General features: G+C 66.7%; 22 protein-coding genes and 1 riboswitch. Of the genes, 13 read left to right on the forward strand and 9 right to left on the reverse strand.

The genetic code is table 11. The features are described from left to right. Positions 1–58 precede the first annotated feature (58 nt). The gene (locus ACFWU2_RS11120) at positions 59–892 is read right to left on the reverse strand and encodes a class II glutamine amidotransferase (protein ID WP_378605357.1); all 834 of its coding nucleotides are present in this window, start codon (positions 890–892) and stop codon (positions 59–61) included. Between the two features lie 103 nt (positions 893–995). Continuing rightward, a complete protein-coding gene (locus tag ACFWU2_RS11125; RefSeq protein WP_378605360.1) occupies positions 996–1,574 on the reverse strand; it encodes a TerD family protein in 579 nt (192 codons plus the stop codon). Between the two features lie 153 nt (positions 1,575–1,727). Here ACFWU2_RS11125 and ACFWU2_RS11130 point away from each other — a divergent pair, with 153 nt between their 5' ends. Then, complete coding sequence (locus ACFWU2_RS11130; protein WP_378605363.1) at positions 1,728–2,399, forward strand: (2Fe-2S)-binding protein; 672 nt, start codon at positions 1,728–1,730, stop codon at positions 2,397–2,399. A gap of 61 nt (positions 2,400–2,460) precedes the next feature. On the opposite strand, the gene ACFWU2_RS11135 is transcribed toward ACFWU2_RS11130, so the two are convergent. Beyond that, positions 2,461–3,213 (reverse strand): IclR family transcriptional regulator, encoded by a 753-nt coding sequence (locus ACFWU2_RS11135; protein ID WP_378605366.1) that lies wholly within the window; start codon positions 3,211–3,213, stop codon positions 2,461–2,463. Further along, positions 3,210–4,727, reverse strand: coding sequence for an APC family permease (locus ACFWU2_RS11140; RefSeq protein WP_378605369.1), 1,518 nt, complete (start codon positions 4,725–4,727; stop codon positions 3,210–3,212). Before ACFWU2_RS11140 ends, ACFWU2_RS11135 begins: the two co-directional genes overlap by 4 nt. A gap of 289 nt (positions 4,728–5,016) precedes the next feature. Between ACFWU2_RS11140 and ACFWU2_RS11145 the strand changes: the two genes are divergently transcribed. Genes ACFWU2_RS11145 through tatA form a run of 3 tightly spaced genes read left to right on the forward strand, consistent with a single transcriptional unit; the run spans position 5,017 to position 7,486 of the window. Continuing rightward, positions 5,017–6,594, forward strand: a complete 1,578-nt coding sequence (locus tag ACFWU2_RS11145) for a flavin monoamine oxidase family protein (RefSeq protein WP_378606241.1) — start codon at positions 5,017–5,019, stop codon at positions 6,592–6,594. A 26-nt stretch (positions 6,595–6,620) separates the two neighbouring features. After that, positions 6,621–7,295, forward strand: a complete 675-nt coding sequence (locus ACFWU2_RS11150) for a Rid family hydrolase (RefSeq protein WP_378605372.1) — start codon at positions 6,621–6,623, stop codon at positions 7,293–7,295. Then, entirely contained in the window at positions 7,295–7,486 is a 192-nt protein-coding gene (gene tatA, locus ACFWU2_RS11155) for a Sec-independent protein translocase subunit TatA (protein ID WP_378605375.1), read from the forward strand. The genes ACFWU2_RS11150 and tatA overlap by 1 nt, the downstream gene beginning before the upstream one ends. 36 nt (positions 7,487–7,522) lie before the next feature. Here the strand turns inward: tatA and ACFWU2_RS11160 are convergent, their stop codons facing one another. Further along, a complete protein-coding gene (locus ACFWU2_RS11160) occupies positions 7,523–8,401 on the reverse strand; it encodes an SDR family oxidoreductase (RefSeq protein ID WP_378606244.1) in 879 nt (292 codons plus the stop codon). A 142-nt stretch (positions 8,402–8,543) separates the two neighbouring features. Here ACFWU2_RS11160 and ACFWU2_RS11165 point away from each other — a divergent pair, with 142 nt between their 5' ends. Then, positions 8,544–8,735, forward strand: a complete 192-nt coding sequence (locus ACFWU2_RS11165; protein ID WP_378605378.1) for a hypothetical protein — start codon at positions 8,544–8,546, stop codon at positions 8,733–8,735. A gap of 80 nt (positions 8,736–8,815) precedes the next feature. On the opposite strand, the gene ACFWU2_RS11170 is transcribed toward ACFWU2_RS11165, so the two are convergent. Next, positions 8,816–9,619 (reverse strand): SDR family NAD(P)-dependent oxidoreductase, encoded by an 804-nt coding sequence (locus tag ACFWU2_RS11170; protein ID WP_378605381.1) that lies wholly within the window; start codon positions 9,617–9,619, stop codon positions 8,816–8,818. A 182-nt stretch (positions 9,620–9,801) separates the two neighbouring features. On the opposite strand from ACFWU2_RS11170, the gene ACFWU2_RS11175 reads away from it, so the two are divergent. Next, positions 9,802–10,677 carry a class II glutamine amidotransferase gene (locus ACFWU2_RS11175; protein WP_378605384.1) on the forward strand — a complete coding sequence of 292 codons (876 nt, stop codon included), beginning with the start codon at positions 9,802–9,804 and terminating at the stop codon, positions 10,675–10,677. 10 nt (positions 10,678–10,687) lie between these two features. Here ACFWU2_RS11175 and ACFWU2_RS11180 read toward each other — a convergent pair whose 3' ends face one another. Together ACFWU2_RS11180 and ACFWU2_RS11185 are read right to left on the reverse strand one after the other, a co-directional pair. After that, a complete protein-coding gene (locus tag ACFWU2_RS11180; RefSeq protein ID WP_378605387.1) occupies positions 10,688–11,263 on the reverse strand; it encodes a helix-turn-helix domain-containing protein in 576 nt (191 codons plus the stop codon). Between the two features lie 9 nt (positions 11,264–11,272). Continuing rightward, positions 11,273–12,736: an MFS transporter gene (locus ACFWU2_RS11185; RefSeq protein ID WP_378605390.1), complete on the reverse strand. Its 1,464-nt coding sequence runs from the start codon at positions 12,734–12,736 to the stop codon at positions 11,273–11,275. Between the two features lie 255 nt (positions 12,737–12,991). On the opposite strand from ACFWU2_RS11185, the gene ACFWU2_RS11190 reads away from it, so the two are divergent. The 3 genes from ACFWU2_RS11190 to ACFWU2_RS11200 all read left to right on the forward strand — a co-directional run bounded on the left by ACFWU2_RS11190 (position 12,992) and on the right by ACFWU2_RS11200 (position 16,086). Beyond that, positions 12,992–13,546 carry a hypothetical protein gene (locus tag ACFWU2_RS11190; RefSeq protein WP_378605393.1) on the forward strand — a complete coding sequence of 185 codons (555 nt, stop codon included), beginning with the start codon at positions 12,992–12,994 and terminating at the stop codon, positions 13,544–13,546. 173 nt (positions 13,547–13,719) lie between these two features. Further along, a complete protein-coding gene (locus ACFWU2_RS11195) occupies positions 13,720–14,424 on the forward strand; it encodes a DUF899 domain-containing protein (protein ID WP_378605396.1) in 705 nt (234 codons plus the stop codon). 239 nt (positions 14,425–14,663) lie between these two features. After that, positions 14,664–14,845, forward strand: a riboswitch (cobalamin riboswitch). Positions 14,846–14,940: 95 nt separating this feature from the next. Then, on the forward strand, positions 14,941–16,086 hold the full coding sequence (locus ACFWU2_RS11200) for an ABC transporter substrate-binding protein (protein WP_378605399.1): 1,146 nt from the start codon (positions 14,941–14,943) through the stop codon (positions 16,084–16,086). 28 nt (positions 16,087–16,114) lie between these two features. Here ACFWU2_RS11200 and ACFWU2_RS11205 read toward each other — a convergent pair whose 3' ends face one another. Continuing rightward, positions 16,115–16,240 (reverse strand): hypothetical protein, encoded by a 126-nt coding sequence (locus ACFWU2_RS11205; protein ID WP_378605402.1) that lies wholly within the window; start codon positions 16,238–16,240, stop codon positions 16,115–16,117. A 48-nt stretch (positions 16,241–16,288) separates the two neighbouring features. Between ACFWU2_RS11205 and ACFWU2_RS11210 the strand changes: the two genes are divergently transcribed. The 4 genes from ACFWU2_RS11210 to ACFWU2_RS11225 are packed head-to-tail and all read left to right on the forward strand — an operon-like array spanning position 16,289 to position 19,218. After that, a complete protein-coding gene (locus ACFWU2_RS11210; protein ID WP_378605405.1) occupies positions 16,289–17,185 on the forward strand; it encodes a FecCD family ABC transporter permease in 897 nt (298 codons plus the stop codon). Continuing rightward, positions 17,182–18,021, forward strand: coding sequence for an ABC transporter ATP-binding protein (locus ACFWU2_RS11215; RefSeq protein ID WP_378605408.1), 840 nt, complete (start codon positions 17,182–17,184; stop codon positions 18,019–18,021). Before ACFWU2_RS11210 ends, ACFWU2_RS11215 begins: the two co-directional genes overlap by 4 nt. Continuing rightward, positions 18,014–18,661 carry a (2Fe-2S)-binding protein gene (locus tag ACFWU2_RS11220; RefSeq protein ID WP_378605411.1) on the forward strand — a complete coding sequence of 216 codons (648 nt, stop codon included), beginning with the start codon at positions 18,014–18,016 and terminating at the stop codon, positions 18,659–18,661. The genes ACFWU2_RS11215 and ACFWU2_RS11220 overlap by 8 nt, the downstream gene beginning before the upstream one ends. After that, positions 18,658–19,218: a hypothetical protein gene (locus ACFWU2_RS11225; RefSeq protein ID WP_378605414.1), complete on the forward strand. Its 561-nt coding sequence runs from the start codon at positions 18,658–18,660 to the stop codon at positions 19,216–19,218. The genes ACFWU2_RS11220 and ACFWU2_RS11225 overlap by 4 nt, the downstream gene beginning before the upstream one ends. Positions 19,219–19,222: the final 4 nt, after the last annotated feature.

Here is a 19,222-nt window from a genome sequence, read left to right on the forward strand (position 1 = left end):
CCGCCTCCGACACCGGTATCGCGGGATTCCGACGCGGACACGATGTCGCCTGCGCTGTCTACGCCGCACCCAGTGGAACGAAAGGAACGATGTCGTCGCGGCCTTCGCGGACGATCGCCGCGGAACCTTCGGGCATTTCGTTCCACGCACCCGGCAAGTCCCGTATAGGTTCGGAGACAACCAATCTGGCGGTCATACCGAAGCGCTGGAGTGCCTCGACCTCCGGGTGCAGCGAACGCAATCGTGAGATCTCGGTGGAATAGAACAGCGAGCGCGTTTTTCCTTCGCTCGAGTAGCGGAACGCCCACACCGTGACGCCGTCCGTGGTGGCGGCACTCATCTGCACCGGAACATCGATGCCGTATTGCCGGGCGAGGTGCTCGACCAGCCCGACCGCCCGCCCCACCGCGCCGAGGGGGTCCTCCCGGAGGCCGAACGTCAACGCCAGAAAGAAGAGCACTTCCGAGTCGGTGGACCCTTCGATATACGGGTAGAGATCCGGTTCGATGGCGAAGACCAGATCTCTTTTCATCCGCTCGAATCCTTCGATGCATCCGTTGTGCATCCACAGCCAGTTCTCATGCCGGAAGGGGTGGCTGTTGCTCCGCTGGACGGCGCTTCCGGTCGACGCCCGGATATGAGCGAACAGCAGGTGGGTACTCACCTGCGACGCGACTTCACGAAGATTCTCGTCGTTCCACGCCGGATCGATGCCCTTGAAGACCGCGGGCTGCTCGCCCAGGCCGTACCAACCGACCCCGAAACCGTCACCGTTGGTGGTGGTCGCGCCGAGATGCGAGTGCAGGCTCTGATCGATCAGCGAGTGCTCCGGCCTGAACAACAAATCCTCGGCGAGAATCGGATCGCCGGAGTAGGCCATCCATCTACACATCACACCAGTGTCGCACCGGGAGTCTGCCGGCACGAGGTGATCGCGGCAGATCGGACGACGGCGCCGCGGGCCCGGTCACGAACCCGCGGCGTGCGCCTGCGGATCAGCCGATGTTGACACCGTAGTCGCGGGCGATTCCCGCGAGGCCGGACGCGTAGCCCTGGCCGATCGCGCGGAACTTCCATTCGGTGCCGCGCCGGTACAGTTCGCCGAAGACCATCGCGGTCTCCGACGACGCATCCTCGCTCAGGTCGTAGCGCGCGAGTTCACGATCGTTGGAGCGGTCGACCACCCGGATGAACGCATTGCGAACCTGACCGAACGACTGCCCGCGCGCGTCGGCGTCGTGGATCGATACCGGGAATACGACGGACTGCACCTCGGCGGGCACTGCCACGAGGTCGACGTTGATCGACTCGTCGTCACCCTCTCCCTCACCGGTCAGGTTGTCGCCCGTGTGCTCGATCGACCCATCGGGCGAACGCAGGTTGTTGTAGAAGACGAAGTGTTGGTCCGAGAGCACCTTGCCGTTCGCGCCCGTGACGAGAGCGCTGGCGTCGAGGTCGAAATCGGCGCCGGTCGTTGCCCGGACATCCCAGCCGAGACCGACCGTCACCGCAGTGAGGTTCGGAGCCTCCTTCGACAACGAGACATTTCCGCCCTTGGCCAAACTCACACCCATGCCGGTCCTTTCGATCGGTTGTCGTGAGACCCACGATAGTCGGCCTGCCGAAGCGGGCGGTTCGGCGTGCCCGCGCCGTGCTACGTTGCCGACGTCGCACGACGGCGTGAGGGAGCCGGGCGGATGGAGTAGACGAGCAAGAGCAGGAGTGCCGTGGCCCAGGAGAATGCGACGTCGGGCGCGACCGAGGTGCTCGAACGGATCGCGGCATCGAGTCCCTTCTTCGCGGTCGGGACCGGGGAGGTGCCCGACGGCCGATGGCAACCCACCACCGCATTGCGTGAGCGCACGATCCGCGACCACCTCGTGGCCGCTACGGCCGAGCGGATGAGTACCGACGAGACGCGGGTGGCCGCTTCGACGATATTCTTCGCTTACGCCGCACGCGTGTGGTCGATCGCGATCGGGTCCGTCACGCTGTCCGGGCGTTGTATCGGCCTCGACCCGGAGCAACTGCTGTGGCGGTCCGACGGAGGCACCGTCCTGTTACACGTGGCCGAACCGCGGTTCGGTGACGCCGTTGCCGTCGAGGTGCTCGACCGGCAACTCGAGCCGCTCATCGAGGCGTGGCGCGATGTGGTGGCACCCGGGCTGCTCTGGGGCAACACGGCGTCGGCTCTGATCGGTGCGGGACGAATGATCGGCGACGCGGCACTGCCGCACCTCGACGCGCTTCTGGACGACCCCCGGTTGACCGGGAGCATCGATCGAGCGACCGGAAAGCGTCACAGCTGCTGCCTGTTCTACCGCACCGCCAACGGAGGCGTGTGCGGCGATTGCCCCTTTCCCGCCCCGCCCGCTCGGTCTGTGAATCCGTTTTCCTGACAAGCGTTTCCGCTCGGTGCGCGTGCACAGTTCGTGTGCCGGATCGGGACGGGAACCTCGGTTACGAGACCGAGGTCGACCCGCGCAGGACAGAGGCGTACGAGCGCAGGAGATCCCGGATCTCCGGATCGTTCACGCTGAGCCTTCCGGTACGCCCGATGGCGGTCAGCGCTCCGGTGAGCCGATGGTCGTGAGTACGCACCGGGACCGCGAGCGCTGTCCGGCCGATGCGACTCTCGTCGACCTCGCACGCGGCATCCTCGTCACGTACCCGTTCCAGTTCCGCCCTCAGTTCGGAGGGTTCGGTCTTGGTGCATTCGGTGATCCTGCGGAGCGGGCCGGGCCCGATCAGTTCGGGCCGCTGAACCAGGAGCAATTTACCGATCGCCGACGCGTGCAGGTACGTCGTCCAGGTCGACTCGCCGGACAGTTCGTGGTCGGGGTCGCGGTCGACGAGGCGGACCCGACCGCCCGTGTAGGACACCAGGTAGATGCCGTACCGGACCTGTGCACGCAACTCCTCGAGGACGGGACCCGGATCGATGTCCACAGCGGGTGCCGGTGCGGCGGCAGCGAGTTCGCGGGTACGCCGCCCGAGCGCGAAACCCGACAGGTCTTCGACCCGAACAAGGTAACCGTCTGCCACGAGGAGATTGAGCAGACGGTAGGCAGTCGCGGGCGGGATCGCTGTCAACGCCGCGACGTCACGAGCCGATGCGCCGGCGCCGAGGGTGGCAACGGCTTCGAGGAGGGCGAGCGCACGCTGAACGGCCCGGGGTTCGTGCCCACCCTGCCCGGCCCCCCGGACGCTCACCGCCGTACCGCGTTCGGATGATCGGATCCGACGAGGGCGACACGGCCGCGCCCGGTCTCGGCGAAGGCGCCGGCCCCGGGAAGCACATCCTTCGATTCGGGGCTGTCGAACACGCCCACGTCGGCGAGGCTCGCCGGTCGCGTTCGTCGCAGGTGCCGGTACCACAGGGCCGGAACCGCGAGCACGACGAGCAACGCCACCAGTGCGCCGAACCGTCCGTCCAGCGCGTGGCCGATCACGATGTACCCGGTGACCACCCCACCGAGAGTCGCAGCGACGCGGCATGTCCAGGAGATTGCCGGCGTCGATTCCCGGATACGAGCGAGGAACACCACCGCCGCGACCGCAACCATGACGTACGCGACCAGAAGAACAACGCGCAGCGTGACACCGGCCCAGCCGGGCACCGCGCCGCGGGCCGCGAGGACCGTCGCACCGACCGCGAGACAGGACACCGCGGAGACGAGCGCAACCCAGGGGGTGCGGAGTCTCCGGTGTACAGCCCCCAGCGCATCCGGCAGAACGCCTTCGACTCCCATCGAATACAGCAGCCTGGATGCGGCATTGGAGGACGCCATCGCCGACGCGAGCCACGAGCAGGCCATCCCGAGGTGCAGGAACGCGACCACCACTGGACTGACGCCGGTCGAGGTGCCGTACAGATAAGCCCCCACGAGGGTGTCGGCGTGGCCGCTCCACGCGGCCCAACCGGCGAACACGAACAGCGCTCCACACAGTGCCGGTGTGGCGATCACGGTGCGGGTCACGGTGATCATCGGACGGCGCGCCTCGGGCGCGACGAACGTCGCGCTCTCGAATCCGGCGAGGGCGAAGAGCGCGGACAGAACTACCGGAAGCAGAAGGCCGGTCCCGGTTCCGGGAAAGGTCTGTACCGGTGCGGGTTCCGCACCGGGCATCACCATCAGGCCGACGATGAAAATCAAGGAACAGGATTCGATCACAAGGATGGCCAGCGCCGCGAACCGGACACCACGCAGTAATGCTGCGAGGATCGCCGCGGCGATCAGGAGATACACCACCGCGGTCGCCGGACCCCGGATGCCGATGCCGCACTGGGCGGCGATCGCGATTACCGCGTGGCCCCCGTGGTACAGCGTCAACGCGCCACTTCCGAGATACTTCACCGCCATCGCGACGCCCGTTGTCAGAGCCGCGCGTGGGCCGAGACCTTTTGCGACGAACGCGTACAGCCCGCCCGAGGCAATCATGCGCCGGGTGAACAACGTTGTGCACCAGGCAATCAGAGTGACCAGCACAGTTGCAGCCACCACGGCGATCAGACCGGACGTCAGCGCGTGGTGGGTGAGCATCGCGGCGGGCAGCAGGACCATCGATGCCGCAGGGGCGGTCGTCGCGACCGATTGGGCGAGCACCTCCCATCCCGACAGTTGTCTGCGCCCCAAAGCTCGCAGTGGCGACACTGCCGGCCGTTCCGGTTCCCGGTGCGCGAACGACCGTGCGATCGCATCGGCCAGCGCAGACGTTTCGGTCATGATGCCTCCCTACCCCGCCGGCGTGCTCGTCCCGGCCGCGCAGACCGTACGCGCATCGTGTTACCCCGCGATTTCTTCGGCAAGTCGTATGAGGTCTTTCGAGTGAGAGGGGCTGCTCGCGACGTTCTCATTCGCCGCTGCCGAACCGTTTCTTCGCCGTATCCGGCGGGAAGCACACCGCCTCCACGATTGCTCCGAACGACGGCGCGGGCACAGGACGTCCGCGGCCTGGAGCAGACGTCGTGAGCGCGATGGGAGCCATGAAGTGAGCGTCACCAGAAGATCATTCATGCGGGGCCTCGGCATGACCGGAGGAGTCGGGCTCGCCTACGGGGCGATGTCGACCATAGGTCTCGCCCCCGCGGCAGCCACCTCACCGAACAGGTTCCAGCCCCCCGCGATGGGCGACCTCATCGGCAAGGCACCGGGAAAGCAGTCGGTTGTCGTGCTCGGCGGCGGTCCCGCGGGTTTGTGCGCTGCATACGAACTCCGTAAGGGCGGCTACGACGTCACCGTTCTCGAGGCCCGCACCCGGCCGGGCGGACGCGTCTACTCGGTGCGCGGCGGCACCACGGAAACCGAGATCGGCGGAGACACCCAGACCTGCACCTTCGCCGACGGCCACTACTACAACCTCGGGGCCACCCGCATCCCGCAGAGCCACATCACCCTCGATTACTGCCATGAACTCGGCGTCGAGGTCCAGCCGTTCGGCAATCAGAATGCGAACACGCTCGTCAATTACAGCAGCGACACCCCTATCTCGGGACAGTCGGTCCAGTACCGCGCCGCGAAGGCGGACACCTACGGCTACATGTCCGAACTCCTCCACAAGGCCGCGTCGAGGGGTGCGCTCGACGACGTACTCTCACCCGACGACAAGGAGGCGTTGTCGGAGTTCCTCAGCGACTTCGGTGACCTGTCCAGCGACGGCCGTTACCTCGGCTCCACCCGGCGCGGTTACTCGGGCGAACCCGGCGCCGGCCTGAACTTCGGCACCGAGACCGAACCGTTCCCGATGAGCGACGTCATCCGGTCCGGCCTCGGCCGCAACTTCAGCTTCGAATTCGGCTACGACCAGGCGACGATGATGATGACCCCCGTCGGCGGCATGGACCGGATCTACTACGCCTTGCGGGACAAGATCGGCACCGACCGAATCCACTTCGGTGCCGAAGTGACCTCGATGAAGAACGTTCCCGACGGCGTCACCGTGACCTATACGCAGGACGGCGCTCGGAAGTCGATCACCGCCGACTACTGCATCTGCACCGTTCCCCCGAATCTGGTCGGCCGGTTCGACAACAACTTGCCCGCCGACGTGCTCAAAGCGCTGTCCGCCGCCGTTCCCGCCTCGGCCGGCAAGCTCGGCATCGAATACACCCGTCGCTGGTGGGAAACGGAAGACCGCATCTACGGCGGCGCTTCGAGCACCGACAAGGACATCAGCCAGATCATGTTCCCGTACGACCACTACGGCTCGGACCGAGGTGTCGTCGTGGGGTACTACACCAGCGGACGGCGGCACCTCGCCTTCGAATCCCTCACCCACAAGCAGCGTCTGGACAAAGCCGTGGCCGAGGGCATGTCGATCCACGGAGAGAAATACGGCCGCGACATCGCCTCGTCATTCTCGGGCAGCTGGCGCCGTATGAAGTACTCGGAAGGGGCCTGGGCGAGCTGGAAAGGGGCAGGCGACTCGCACGGTGGTGCCGCCACCCCCGAGTACGAACTGTTGCTCGACCCCGTGGACCGCATCTACTTCGCCGGGGACCACCTCTCCAACGCAATTGCCTGGCAGCACGGCGCTTTCACCTCTGCCCGCGATGTCGTCACGGCGCTGCACCAGCGCGTCGCGGCAGCCTGACCCACCCCCGATCTCCAGGAGCACTCATGAAGCGCACCACCCTCCGCGCCGCGGCGTTGGCCGCGAGCCTGGCCACCACCGCCGCCATCCTGACTTCCTGCTCGTCCGACGACGACCCCAGCGCGCCACCCAGCGAGACGACTGCCGTCGCGCAGGCGGTTCTCGAACCCGGCGAGACGAACCCGATGATCGCGCAGGGCGTGACGATCAGTTCCGGTGCGAGGGTGTACAAATCCAGCGGTCTGGGGCCGACTGCGGCGAATACGGCAGCACCGCAGGGCACCCCGGAGTCGTACATCGACTCACAGTTCACCGACGGTGAGCTGCCCGACGGTGTCACCGTGACCGAAGCGCAAGGGATCAACGTCCTCAAGAACATTCGCGCAAACCTCGAGGCACAGGGTCTGACCCTCGCCGATGTCACCACCATGCGAGTGTTCCTCGACAACGCGCCCGGCACAGACAGAGCGGACTACGCCGGCTGGAACCGCGCCTACCGGCAGTTCTTCGCGAATACGAATCTCGACACCGGAGACACCGAACTCGTGCCGCTGGGATCCGCAGAACCGGCCGCGCCGCTCGAACGGAATGCCTCACGGCCCACCAGGTTTGCGCTGGAGGTCGGCAGCCTTCCCATTCCGGGCTGGCTCGTCGAGGTCGAGGTCGACGCGGTGTACCCGACGGACGGGATGGCGGGCTGATGGGCGCGATGAGCCCGGCACATTGGGCGGTCGTCGCGGTGGTCCTGCTCGTTCTGTTCGGATCGAAGAAGCTCCCCGAAGCTGCGCGAGGGCTGGGCAGATCACTTCGGATCCTGAAGTCCGAGGTCGGCGAGATGCACGCCGACGATTCCCGGCCCACATCGACCGACACTCCGAGCATCACGGGATAGACAGCAGGTACCCCGGCACCCCGGGGTACCTGCTCGTCAGGTGAAGGGCACCCCGCCGGTTACCGCGATGGTCTCGCCCGTGATGTAACTCGAGTCCTGCGACGCGAGGAACACGTACGCGGGCGCAAGTTCCGCCGGCTGTCCGGGACGGCCGAGGGGCACATCCTTCCCGAACTGCTCGTACGCGTCCTTCGGCATGGTCGCAGGAATCAACGGTGTCCAGATGGGACCGGGTGCAACAGCATTGACACGAATACCCTTGCTCGCGACATCCGCGGCGAGCCCTTTCGTGAAGTCGACGATGCCGGCTTTCGTGGTGGCGTAGTCGAGCAGACCCGGCGAGGGATTCACCGCCTGGATCGAGGTGGTGCTGACGATCGTCGATCCCGGTTCCATCCGGGCCACCGCAAATTTCGACAACCAGAACAGGGCATAGAGATTCGTCTTCATGACGCGATCGAACTGGTCCGTGGTCACGTCGGCGATCCCACCGGGTACCAGGTGCTGGTAGGCGGCGTTGTTGACCAGGATGTCGATACCACCGAACTCGGAGACCGTCGTGTCGACGAGGTGTCGGCAGAACTCTTCCTCCCGGATGTCTCCGGGCACGAGTACGGCGCGGCGGCCGGCTGCTTCGACGAGTTCGGCGGTCCGTCTGCCGTCCTGGTCCTCTTCCGGGAGATGGCAGAGGACGACGTCCGCTCCTTCCCGCGCGAAGGCGAGCGCCACGGCACGGCCGATACCCGAATCGCCGCCCGTGATCAGTGCACGCCGGTCGAGAAGTTTTCCGGAGCCCCGATACGTCATTTCGCCGTGGTCCGGAGCGGTGACGAGTTCGTCGGTCGCGCCGGGGTAGGCGATCTCGGGTTGCTGTTCGAGCGGGGGAATCGGATGTTGCTCTCCGGGGTGTTGCATCCGGTTCTGGGCCTCGTCGGACACGGTTGCCTCCCTCGGTCGTCGGCCTGTTGTCTCCGGTACCCCGCCGGGCGGTCTTCCACACCGGCGGTTGAGCGCCACCGATATGGGTATCCCGACCGGAACGTCGCAACGGAGGAGCATGTCAGTGGCCGACCACAAGGATCCCGAAACCACTTCGACCGAACACGGGAGCGAGAAAGCCGCGCCCGACGTAGTGTCCGACCCCGCGCGCTCCACCGAGGGCGAGTCGACCGAGTGGACCACCGAAGGTGGAGCTACGCCTACGGGCCCGGCCACCGAGACGGAGAACTCCGAGGAGAAGAACTCGTAGGCTCGGTGACCCGGCGGTCGCCGTCGACTCAGTGCCCCGACGGTCGCCGTCGGCTCAGTGCCCCGACGGTCGCCGTCGGCTCAGTGCCCGACGAGCGACCCCATCTTCTTCGCCACCATTTCGATCGTGCGCCGCGGCATGATCCGCGAGAGCAGGTCGATCATCGTGGCGTCCTTGCCTATACACATGCGGAACGTGCCCTTTTCGATCGCGTTCGCGATGCGCAGCGCCGCCTCGGCGGACGAGGTGATCTTCGCAGCGCCCGCATCGGTGTCGCGGCCCGGAATGGACGCCCCCGAATTCTCGGCGATGCCGGTGCGGATCGCGCCGGGGAAGACCAGCGTCACGGCGACGTTCGTGGTGCGAAGTTCCGCATACAGCCCTTCGGTCAGAAGCTTCACTGCGGCCTTGCTGGCGCCGTACACCGACTGCCCCGGCACCGGTGCCAGTCCGCCCATGCTGGAGACGTTGAGCAGGCTGGCTTCCGGACGCTTCGTGAGCTCGGGAAGAAACGCCTTGCACATGTGCACGACGCCCCAGTAGTTGACGTCCATCACTTTCGCCATCTCGTCGTACGACAGTTCAGCGAAGGGCACGAAGTGCTGGATGATTCCGGCGACGTTCGCGATGCCGTCCACCCGGCCGTGAGCAGCGACGACCTCGCCGACGAGCGCCTCGACGGCGCTGTGATCCGACACGTCCACCGTGTGGGTTGTCAACCGGTCGCCGGCGGCGGGCGCCAGTGCCCGCGTACCGGCGAGCGCCTCACTGCGAAGGTCGACGGCTGCGACCCGCGCCCCGCGCACGAGAAGTTCGAGGACGACGTCGCGCCCGATTCCGTTGCCGCCGCCGGTAACGACGAATACCTTGTCGCGTATATGCATTTGCTCCCTTTCGTTTTCCTCACGGTAGCCCCGATCGGGAAGTCTCGTCGTCCGCGCGAGGACGGTTCGGGCGGATCGCCCGTCACGGGCACACCCCGGTATCGGGTGTGGAATCGGTGCGGAGCGCCCTCGGGCGTGGTCATACTGGTGATGACCCGGCCTCGAGCGAGAGGACGACGGCGATGTGCCGATTGTTCGGGATGTCCGCAGCCCCCCATCGAGTGCACGCCACGTTCTGGCTCCTCGACGCCGAAGACAGCCTCGCCGAGCAGAGTCGGCGAATGCCCGACGGAACCGGTTTGGGGACCTTCACCGCCGACGGCACCCCTCTGCTCGAGAAGCAACCGATCGCGGCATACGAGGACCGTCGGTTCGCGCTCGAAGCCAAGGAGCGAACCTCCCGGACCTTCGTCGCCCACGTCCGGTACGCGACCACGGGAGGCACCGTCCTCGCGAACACCCATCCGTTCGAACAGAACGGCAGGTTGTTCGCCCACAACGGGGTGATCGAAGATCTTCCGCTGTTGGAAGCCGAACTCGGTGACTACCGGAACCTCGTGCACGGCGATACGGATTCGGAGCGATTCTTCGCGCTGATCACCCGCCACATCGAGGAACAGGGCGGTGATGTCGGTGCCGGAATCGCGGCGGCCGTCGGGTGGGTCGCCGACCGGCTGAGAATACTGTCGCTGAACTTCGTGCTCGTGACCGCCGACGAATTGTGGGCGTTCCGTTACCCGGACACCCACGACCTCATGTTCCTGCAGCGGCAGTCCGGTGGACCGAGCGGAAGCCGTCATCTCGAGCACGCGAGTGCCGCCGGAACGGTGCGTGCCCGCTCGGGCGATCTGTCCACCCAGCCGGCCGTTGTGGTGGCCACGGAGCGGATGGACGAAGACCCGGGCTGGCAGTCGCTGGCGTCGGGAGAACTTCTTCATGTCGGACCCCGTCACGAGGTGTCACGAACGAAGATCGCGGAGCACGAACCGCGTCACCGGTTGACGCTCGAGGACCTCACGGGCCGCGCCAAGGCCGCCCAGGCTCCCAGCGCACCCTGACGGCTGTGCCTCACCGGCCGGAATCTATGACTTCCTGAATGAGTCCGCCGTAGGTCTCGATGAGTTCCTCGTTCCCGACGTCATCCGCTGTGAGCACCTCGAAGGTGCGCAGCCCACCGGCGAGTCCGAGCAGGAGCGTCACGATGATCCGCGACCGCACCAGTCCCTCCGACTGCTCACCGATCGTTGCCGCGATCCGCGGCACGACACGCGTCACCATCTTTTGACGGGCAACCTCCGGGTCGGGCGCCTCTTGGACGAGAAATGGTGCCATGGCCCAGAATTCGTAATCTCCCATGTCGCGCCGCTCGACGAGTGCACGCACCATCCGGCAACCCATCGACTCGTCCGGGCGCTCGACCTCGGCGAGACCCGGCGCGTCGGGCGCGGCGGCCTGGAACAGTTGGGCCTTGCTGCCGGTCAGTTTCATCACGAGGGCGGGCGATACACCCGCAGCCTCGGCGACATCTCTGATCGTGGTTCCGCTGAAACCACGTTCGGCGAACAACGTTCTGGCGGTGTCGAGGATGATCTCTCGGGTGCTCGGTTCAACCACGTCGGCACCCGACCCGAGGAACTCCGGCATGCGTGGACATCATGATCCGGCCGGGCTCGTCACCGCGGTCGTCGCCGAGCCCACCGGGGAAGGCTGCCGGGGTCGGTGTTTCGGAAGGAACATGGCAGCCAGCGTAGCCAAGAACGTGGCGGCGCCCGCGATCGCGAACATCGCGACGATGGCCCCGTGCGCGGGGAACGAACGTCCCCCCAGTTCGACCGTCAACCCGGTCAGGAGCGCGGCGATGACCGCGCTCATGCTCGACGCTCCGATCGTGCGGAGCAGACTGTTGAGCCCGTTGGCGGCGGCCGTCTCTGTGAGCGGAACGGCAGCCATGATCAACGCGGGCATCGTCGCGTAAGCCATCGCGTTGCCGATGCTGACGAAGACGGCACCCACGATGATGAGGACGACGGTGTCGTCGAATGCGATGCGGAACGCGTAGGACGCAGTCATGACGAGCGTCGCGGTGATGAGGGTGGCACGCCCGCCGAACCGAGAGGCCACTCGTGCCGACAACGGCGAGAAGAGCAGCATGGCAATACCTCCCGGCACCATGCACAACCCGGCCACTGCCGCACTGAGCCCGAACCCGAAGCCGGTGATCTCGGGGAGTTGCAATTGCTGGGTGGTCGAAAGGGTGTTCGCGTACGCGGCGAACCCGACGAAGAGCCCGGCGATGTTGGTAAGCAGCACCGGCCTGCGCATCGACACGCGGAGGTCGACCATCGGTGCGGGGACCCGCAATTCGTACGGCACCCAGACGGCGAGGACGAGGACGGCAACGAAGAGGCTGGCGACGGTCTGCGGGCTCGACCAACCCCACGCGGGCCCCTTCGAGATTCCGAGGAGCAGCGCAGTCAGTGCGACGGACAGCAGCACCGCTCCGACGATGTCGAATCGCCCCCGTGTGCCGGTGGCGCTTGCCGGGACGACGAGGAGGATCCCCAGCAGGAGCAGGCATCCGGCAGCTGCCGAGACCCAGAAGACGGACGACCAGCCGAAGCTGTCGTAGAGGACACCTGCCGTGGGAAGGCCCAGCGCGCCCCCGATCCCCATGGTGGCGCTCGTGAGCGCCACGGCGCCGGCGACTTTCTCACGCGGGAGCACGTCACGGAGCACAGCCATCGCCACCGGGATGAGCGCGGACGAGAATCCCTGCAGGGCACGGCCGATCAGGACTGCGAGAAAGCTTCCGCCGAGCGCTGCGATCAATGATCCGACGACCATCATCGACAGCGCCAGCACCATCATTCGGCGCTTGCCGAACATGTCGGCCAGCCGAGACACGATCGGTGTTGCTACAGCTCCGGTCAGCAAGGTCATGGTGACCAGCCAGGTGGCGTCCCCGGCGGAGACGTCGAGAAGCTCCGGGAAGTCCGGCAACAACGGAATGACCAGCGTGGTCTGTAGTGCGGCGACGAGTCCCGCCAGGCTCAGCAACGTGGTGATCGTGCCGCTCGAGGCGGGCTGTCTGCGTGCCTCGTTCTCCGCACTGTGCATTCCGTTCTCCTCCCTCCGGGGTGAACGTTGTTCACCCCGGAGAGTGAACGGCGTTCACCCTTCGGGTGTCAACTCGGGGCACTCCACAGCCACGCACGCGCGCCGAATCGTTCGAGATGCGAGTACGCCACGAGGGCTCCGGGGCGCGCCTCGCAATCCAGAACCTGACCGCTACAGAGTGGCGCGGATCACAACTACGGAGTAATACTGTAATCACAGCAAATCTGTACGTCGATGCGTCCGAGGAGGACGATCATGCGACATCACCACATGAATTCACCCGGATTCGGGCGACCAGGCGGCTGGCAGCAGGCCCATGTACCCGATGCGGGGGACGCCACCGAATGGTTCGCCGGACGACTGCCCGACGACTGGTTCACCGGTCCCGCCACCGTCGAGGTCGACCGCGAGGAGATCACCGTGGTCGGCGAGCTTCCCGCACCCGACGACACGTCGCCCGCCGCCGTAGACGGCCGCATCTCCCGGTTCCGCGAAAGCACCCGCCCCGACCGAATGCGTATCGCCGACGAAGCCGAGGCCCGCTACGGACGCAAGGTCGCCTGGGGTGTCACGGTCGGTGAACGCCTCGTCCTGTTCACCCATCTCGCAGTCCCGGTGATGACGCGGCTGAGGCAGCCCGAACGGAAGGTGCTGGACACGCTCGTCGACGCGGGCGTCGCCCGGTCCCGCGCCGATGCTCTGAAATGGACGGTTCGACTCGCCGGGCAGCACTCGGAGGAGTGGCTCACCGAGTTGCGTGAGGCGATGAAGAAGGTCGACGATCTCAGATCCGAGGGCCCTCAGATCTGACGACCCACTCGCTACATCACGCACCGACGCGACGATCGAGACATGCGGATTCGCCACGGCCGTTACCCATCCATCGGCCGAGCCGAAACGAGCGCGATGACTTCCGGGTGGGTGCCCGGTCACAACTGCAGACCAGATCCATCGATCTCGGATCCATCGATCTCGGAGGCATCATGACCGAGCAGACCTCGAGCGCCCTCCCCCCGGTCGTCGACCGGCAGACGTGGCAGACCGCGCTGGACGACCTACGCAGGCGCGAAAAGGCCGCCACCCGCGAACTCGACGCGATCGCCGCGCAGCGCCGCAGACTCCCGATGGTCGAGCTGCCCGGCTACACACTGATCGGACCGGACGGTCCGATCCGGCTGGCCGACGTGTTCGACGGCCGTTCACAACTGATCGTCTACAACCACATGTGGTCCGACGGCGCGGAATGGCAGTGCGGCGGCTGCACCAGCCTCACGTCGCAGTGGACACGGCTGGGCATCCTCGACAACTACGACGCCCGCTTCGTCGTCGTCACCAACGGGCCCATCGACGAAGCACTCGCGTACAAGGCGAAGACCGGCAACACGATGGACTGGTACTCGTCCTCGGAGAGCTCGTTCGGAGCCGACGTCGACGCACCGCCCGGCGGGGGTTTCGCGGTCAATGTGTTTCTCCGCGACGGAGACACGGTCTACCGCACCTGGCACACCACCGGCCGCGGCACCGAACAGCTCAGCTACACCTTCCCCTTGGTCGACATCCTGCCGTGGGGCCGCCAGGAGGAATGGCAGGATTCTCCCGAGGGCTGGCCGCAATCGCCCACCTACTCGGGGTGGCTCGACTCCCCCGACATCGCCCGCCTCTACGGTCCGAACGGCGACATCCGATGACATCCGGGTAGAGACGGGGGGTCGTCGCGCCGGCAGGTCGTCACGTCCTGCTCGCAGCCGGCCGTCGACCGTTCCGTCGACCGGCACCGTCGCGTGTTCGAGGCCGTGCGACGAGAGAGCGGTACTGAGCCCGAACCGGTGATCTCGGGGCGTTGCAACTGAGATTCCGAGGAGCAGTGCAGTCAGCGCCGTGAGTTCCGATAGTTGGCGGGCGCAGGCCCACATTTTCGTAGTCGCAAGGTGTGTTAAATTGCCGACGTCATTACGACGACGAACGAGGAAGCCGGTGTGAGTCCGGCGCGGTCCCGCCACTGTAATCGGGGAGCAGACCTCCATTTCGGCCGCGATCCGTCAGGGTCGTAAGGCGGAGGCGAGCGACGATCCGAGAGCCAGGAGACTCCCGTTGTCGTACCTCACTGTCCGGGGCGGATTTCCCCGAGAGAGGGCGTCTTCGCCATGCGCTCACGCGCGGTTTTCCCTGGAGTTCTCCTCACTGTTGCCGCAGTAGGCCTGACCATGAGCGGGTGTTCGTCTGCCACCGACAGCTCGATCAGCGCCGATACCGGCGCCGACGCGGGGTGCATCACGGACTTCGATGCAACGGTCGACTACTTCCCGGCCAAGTCGGAGATCACCGACGCGGAGAACTTCTCGCTTGCCTACGAGAACAGTTATCAGGTGCTCACCGTCGACGAACCGTTCTCCGGCGGCGAACCCGAGTCATATGTGCTGGTCAAGTGCGGTGCGCCTGCTCCGGAGCTCTCGGGTGAGCTGGCCGACGCGCAGCAGATCACGGTGCCCATCACGAGCCTGTACTCGGCGTCGACCACCCACCTGCCCCTCGTGACGGAACTCGGAGTCCTCGACACTCTCACCGGCGTCTCCAACGGCTCCTTCGTCTCCGACGCAGCCGTGCGCGATCGCATCGCCTCCGGGGACGTCGTCGAGTACGCAGCGGGCGGCACCGTCGACACCGAGGCCGTGGTCCTGGCCGCACCTGATGTCCTTATGACCGGCGGTTCGGACGATCCCGCGTACACGCAGTTGCGGGAGTCCGGCATCGGCGTGGTCGCGAACGCCGAGTGGCTCGAGGCCACCCCGCTGGGCCGCGCCGAATGGATCAAAGTTGTTGCGGCGCTGACCGGCACCGAAGAGCAGGCCGCCGAGGTCTACGACGGCATCCGCACGCGTTACCTCGATGTGGCGGAGAAGGCTGCCGCCGCGGACCCCGCTCCGGTGCTTCTCGGCGGGATGTCCCAGGGCACTTGGTACATGTCCTCGGGCGGCAGTTTCATGGGCAAGTTCTTCAGCGATGCCGGTGCACAGTGGCCGTGGGACGACGTCACCACCACCGGATCCCTTCCCCTCGACTTCGAGTCGGTGATCGCGCAGGGCTCCGACGCCCCGACGTGGCTGGTCGTCAACAGCTGGACTTCCATCGCCGACGCACTGGCCGACGACGAGCGCTACGGAACTCTCGCCGCTGTCGGAACGGGCGAGGTATGGAACGCGAACAAGGCCACGAACGAAACCGGCGGTAACGACTTCTACGAACGCGGCGTGCTCCGCCCCGACCTGATCCTGTCCGATCTGGTGGCGATCCTGCATCCCGAAATCCTGCCGGGCCACGAGTTCACGTTCTATCGGCAACTGTCGGCATGACCACCACGCTCGAGGCGGCAACCCAGGCTCAGGACGGCGTCACGTGGTCTCCCCCGCGCACCGGACGGGTCGCGGCGGTGTTCGCCGCGCTGGCGGTGGCGCTCGCGCTCGCCGTCGTCCTGTCCGTGACGCTGGGGTCGGTGACCGTCCCCATCGGCGAAACCCTCCGTATCCTCACCGGCCAGGACGCGTCCGATCCCCGATGGGGCACAGTGGCCGCGACCTGCGCTTGCCCCGCACGATCACCGCGATCGTGGTCGGTGCCGCGTTGGGCATCGCGGGCCTGCAGATGCAGACGCTCTTCCGCAACGCGCTCGCCGACCCCTACATCCTCGGCGCCAGTTCCGGCGCGAGTCTCGGCGTCGCGCTCGTCGTGGTGGCCGGCGGTGGCGGTGCGAGCGGGTTCACCGCGAATCTTGCCGGGCTCGGGCGGGCCGGAGTGGTCATCGCCGCCGCGCTCGGGGCCGCAGCGGTGCTCATGCTGATCATGGTGTTGTCGCGGTGGGTGCGTTCGGCGGTCACACTCCTCCTGATCGGGGTCATGCTCGGCTCGGCGACCACCGCGGTGGTCTCGGTCCTGCTCGTCTACGCCGATCCCCAACGCAGCCAGCAGTTTCTCGTGTGGGGGCTGGGCAGTTTCACCGCGACCACGTGGTCCGATCTGGCGTTGCTGGTCCCGATCGTCCTGGCCGGAATCGCCGCGGCACTTCTCACGGTGCGTGCACTCAACGCGTTGCTGCTCGGCGAGGGGTACGCCCGTTCCATGGGCATCGACATCCGCACCGTGCGCCTGACGACGGTCGTCTCGGCAGCACTGCTCGCCGGCGCCACCACCGCATTCTGCGGCCCGATCGGATTCCTCGGACTCATCGTCCCGCATCTGGCCCGCATGGCATTCGGGACATCGGACCACCGCGTTCTGCTGCCCGGTGTCGCCCTGCTGGGCGCGGTGGTCGCACTCGTGTGCGGGCTGGTGAGCCAGATGCCCGGCGCGGACACGGTGTTCCCGCTCAATGCGGTCACCGCCCTGGTCGGTGCGCCGGTCGTCATCGCTGTCCTCGTGCGCAGCCGTCGCGGAGCGTCGGGAGCCGCGCTGTGACCGGAACCGGCGTACCCCTGGACAGGACCAACGGCATCGAACTACGTGATGTGACAATCGGTTACGCCCGACGGCGCGCTCTGCGCCAGCGGCGTGTCACCACGATCGCGACCGGTCTCGACGCCGTCGCGCGACGCGGCGAACTCACCGCTCTGGTGGGTCCCAACGGGGCCGGCAAGTCGACGCTCCTACGCACCCTGTGCGGGCTGCAGCCGGTGTTGCACGGGCAGGTACTCATCGACGGCGACGACCTGTCGTCGGTCCGGCCCGCCGACCTCGCCACCCGCATCTCGGTGGTGCTCACCGAACGCATCGACCCCGGCCTACTCACCGTGCGGGAGCTCGTCGCGCTCGGTCGCACCCCGCATCTGCCCGCGAGCGCCCGGCTCTCCCCCGAGGACCGGGCAGTGGTCGATCGCGCACTCGACGCCGTCGGGGCAACACATCTGGCCGCGCGGCAGTTCACCGAACTGTCCGACGGCCAGCGGCAACGGTCCCTCACCGCCCGCGCACTCGCGCAACGTCCGTCGCTGCTCGTCCTCGACGAGCCGACGTCGTTCCTCGACGTGCCGTCCCGGGTCGAACTCGTCGATGTACTGGGTCGTCTCGTCCGGGAGCAGAACCTGGCCGTGATCATGTCCACCCACGAACTCGAACTCGCGTTGCGGGTCTCGGACCGGATGTGGCTGCTCGACGCCGACCGCACCCTGACGTGCGACACCCCGGCGGCGCTCGCGGAATCCGGACGGATCGGGGCAGCATTCGATCGTGGACGAATGCGGTTCGATCCGCGGACACTGGTCTTCGATCTCGCGGGGCAGGACCACCGTGCCTGACGCAATAGAAACACTCGAAGAAATCGCCACGCTGAGTCCGTATTTCGCGGTGAGCACCGGCCCGGCGCCCGGCCCCTGGCAACCCACGAGCACTCTTCGCGAGCGCGCGACACGCGATGTTCTCGTGTCCTCCACGGCCGAGCGGATGGGGACGAGCGAGCCGCGGGTCGCCACCTCGACCGTCTTCTTCGGCTACGCGGCGAGGCTGTGGTCCGTCGCGCTCGGATCGGTGACCACATCGGGTCGATGCATCCGCCTCGATCCGGAGACGTTGCTGTGGCGGGCCGACGGTGGAGTGCGACTGCACCACGCCGATCCGCGCTTCGGTGATTCCGTTGCCGCCGAGGTCCTCGACGAGCAACTCGAACCGCTCATCAAGGCGTGGCGGGACGTCGCGGCCCCGGGGCTCCTGTGGGGCAACACCGCGTCGTCGTTGATCGGTGCGGGTCGCATGATCGGGCCCGCGGCGACGCCGTACGTCGAAGCCCTGCTGGGCGACCCGCGGCTCCGCACCGCACTCGATCGGTCCACGGGTCGTCGTCGCAGCTGTTGCTTGTTCTACCGCACCCCGAACGGCGGCGTGTGCGGCGACTGCCCCTTCCCCGCCCCACCTGCTATTCCGTCGAATGAGAGACCGTGACAACAACTTTCAGCCCTGAGATCCTCGATACCGAAGACGGCGGACGCGAACAGCGCTGGGCGCTGCCCGTCGACGAGGACAGCCTTCTCCGCCTGATCCGGATGTTGTTCGACGAGTATTGGAACGACCTGTGGTTCGGCCTTCTCATCGAGGGTTCGGCACTCGAAGTCGCGGCGCCCAATGCACCGAAGAAGATTGCGATGTACGACGGGTACGCGACGGTCGACTTCGGTCGGTGGCATTTCCACCTGTGCATCGGCGAGCACACCGCGAGCGGACCGGAACTCGGCCGGATCCGGCGTTGCAGCCGCGCGGAGCTGTATCGCCGGATCGGCGCGGACGGCACCGTGTCGTCGTGGGGCCTGCGGCTGTTCAACGGTCGCGACGAGCAGATGATGACCGTCATGCTGCCGACGCCGTTCCTCACCAATACCCAACGCCCGGCCGACGAACCGGCGTGGGAACACCTCGAGGTGTGGGATCGGATTCGGGCCGAGTTCCTCGGACTCGAACCCGACCCCCGCGACCGCAGCGGCAGAGGTTTCCGTCACTCCTGATCGA

It is taken from the genome of Rhodococcus sp. NPDC058639, assembly GCF_042717545.1.
GTDB lineage: Bacteria > Actinomycetota > Actinomycetes > Mycobacteriales > Mycobacteriaceae > Rhodococcus.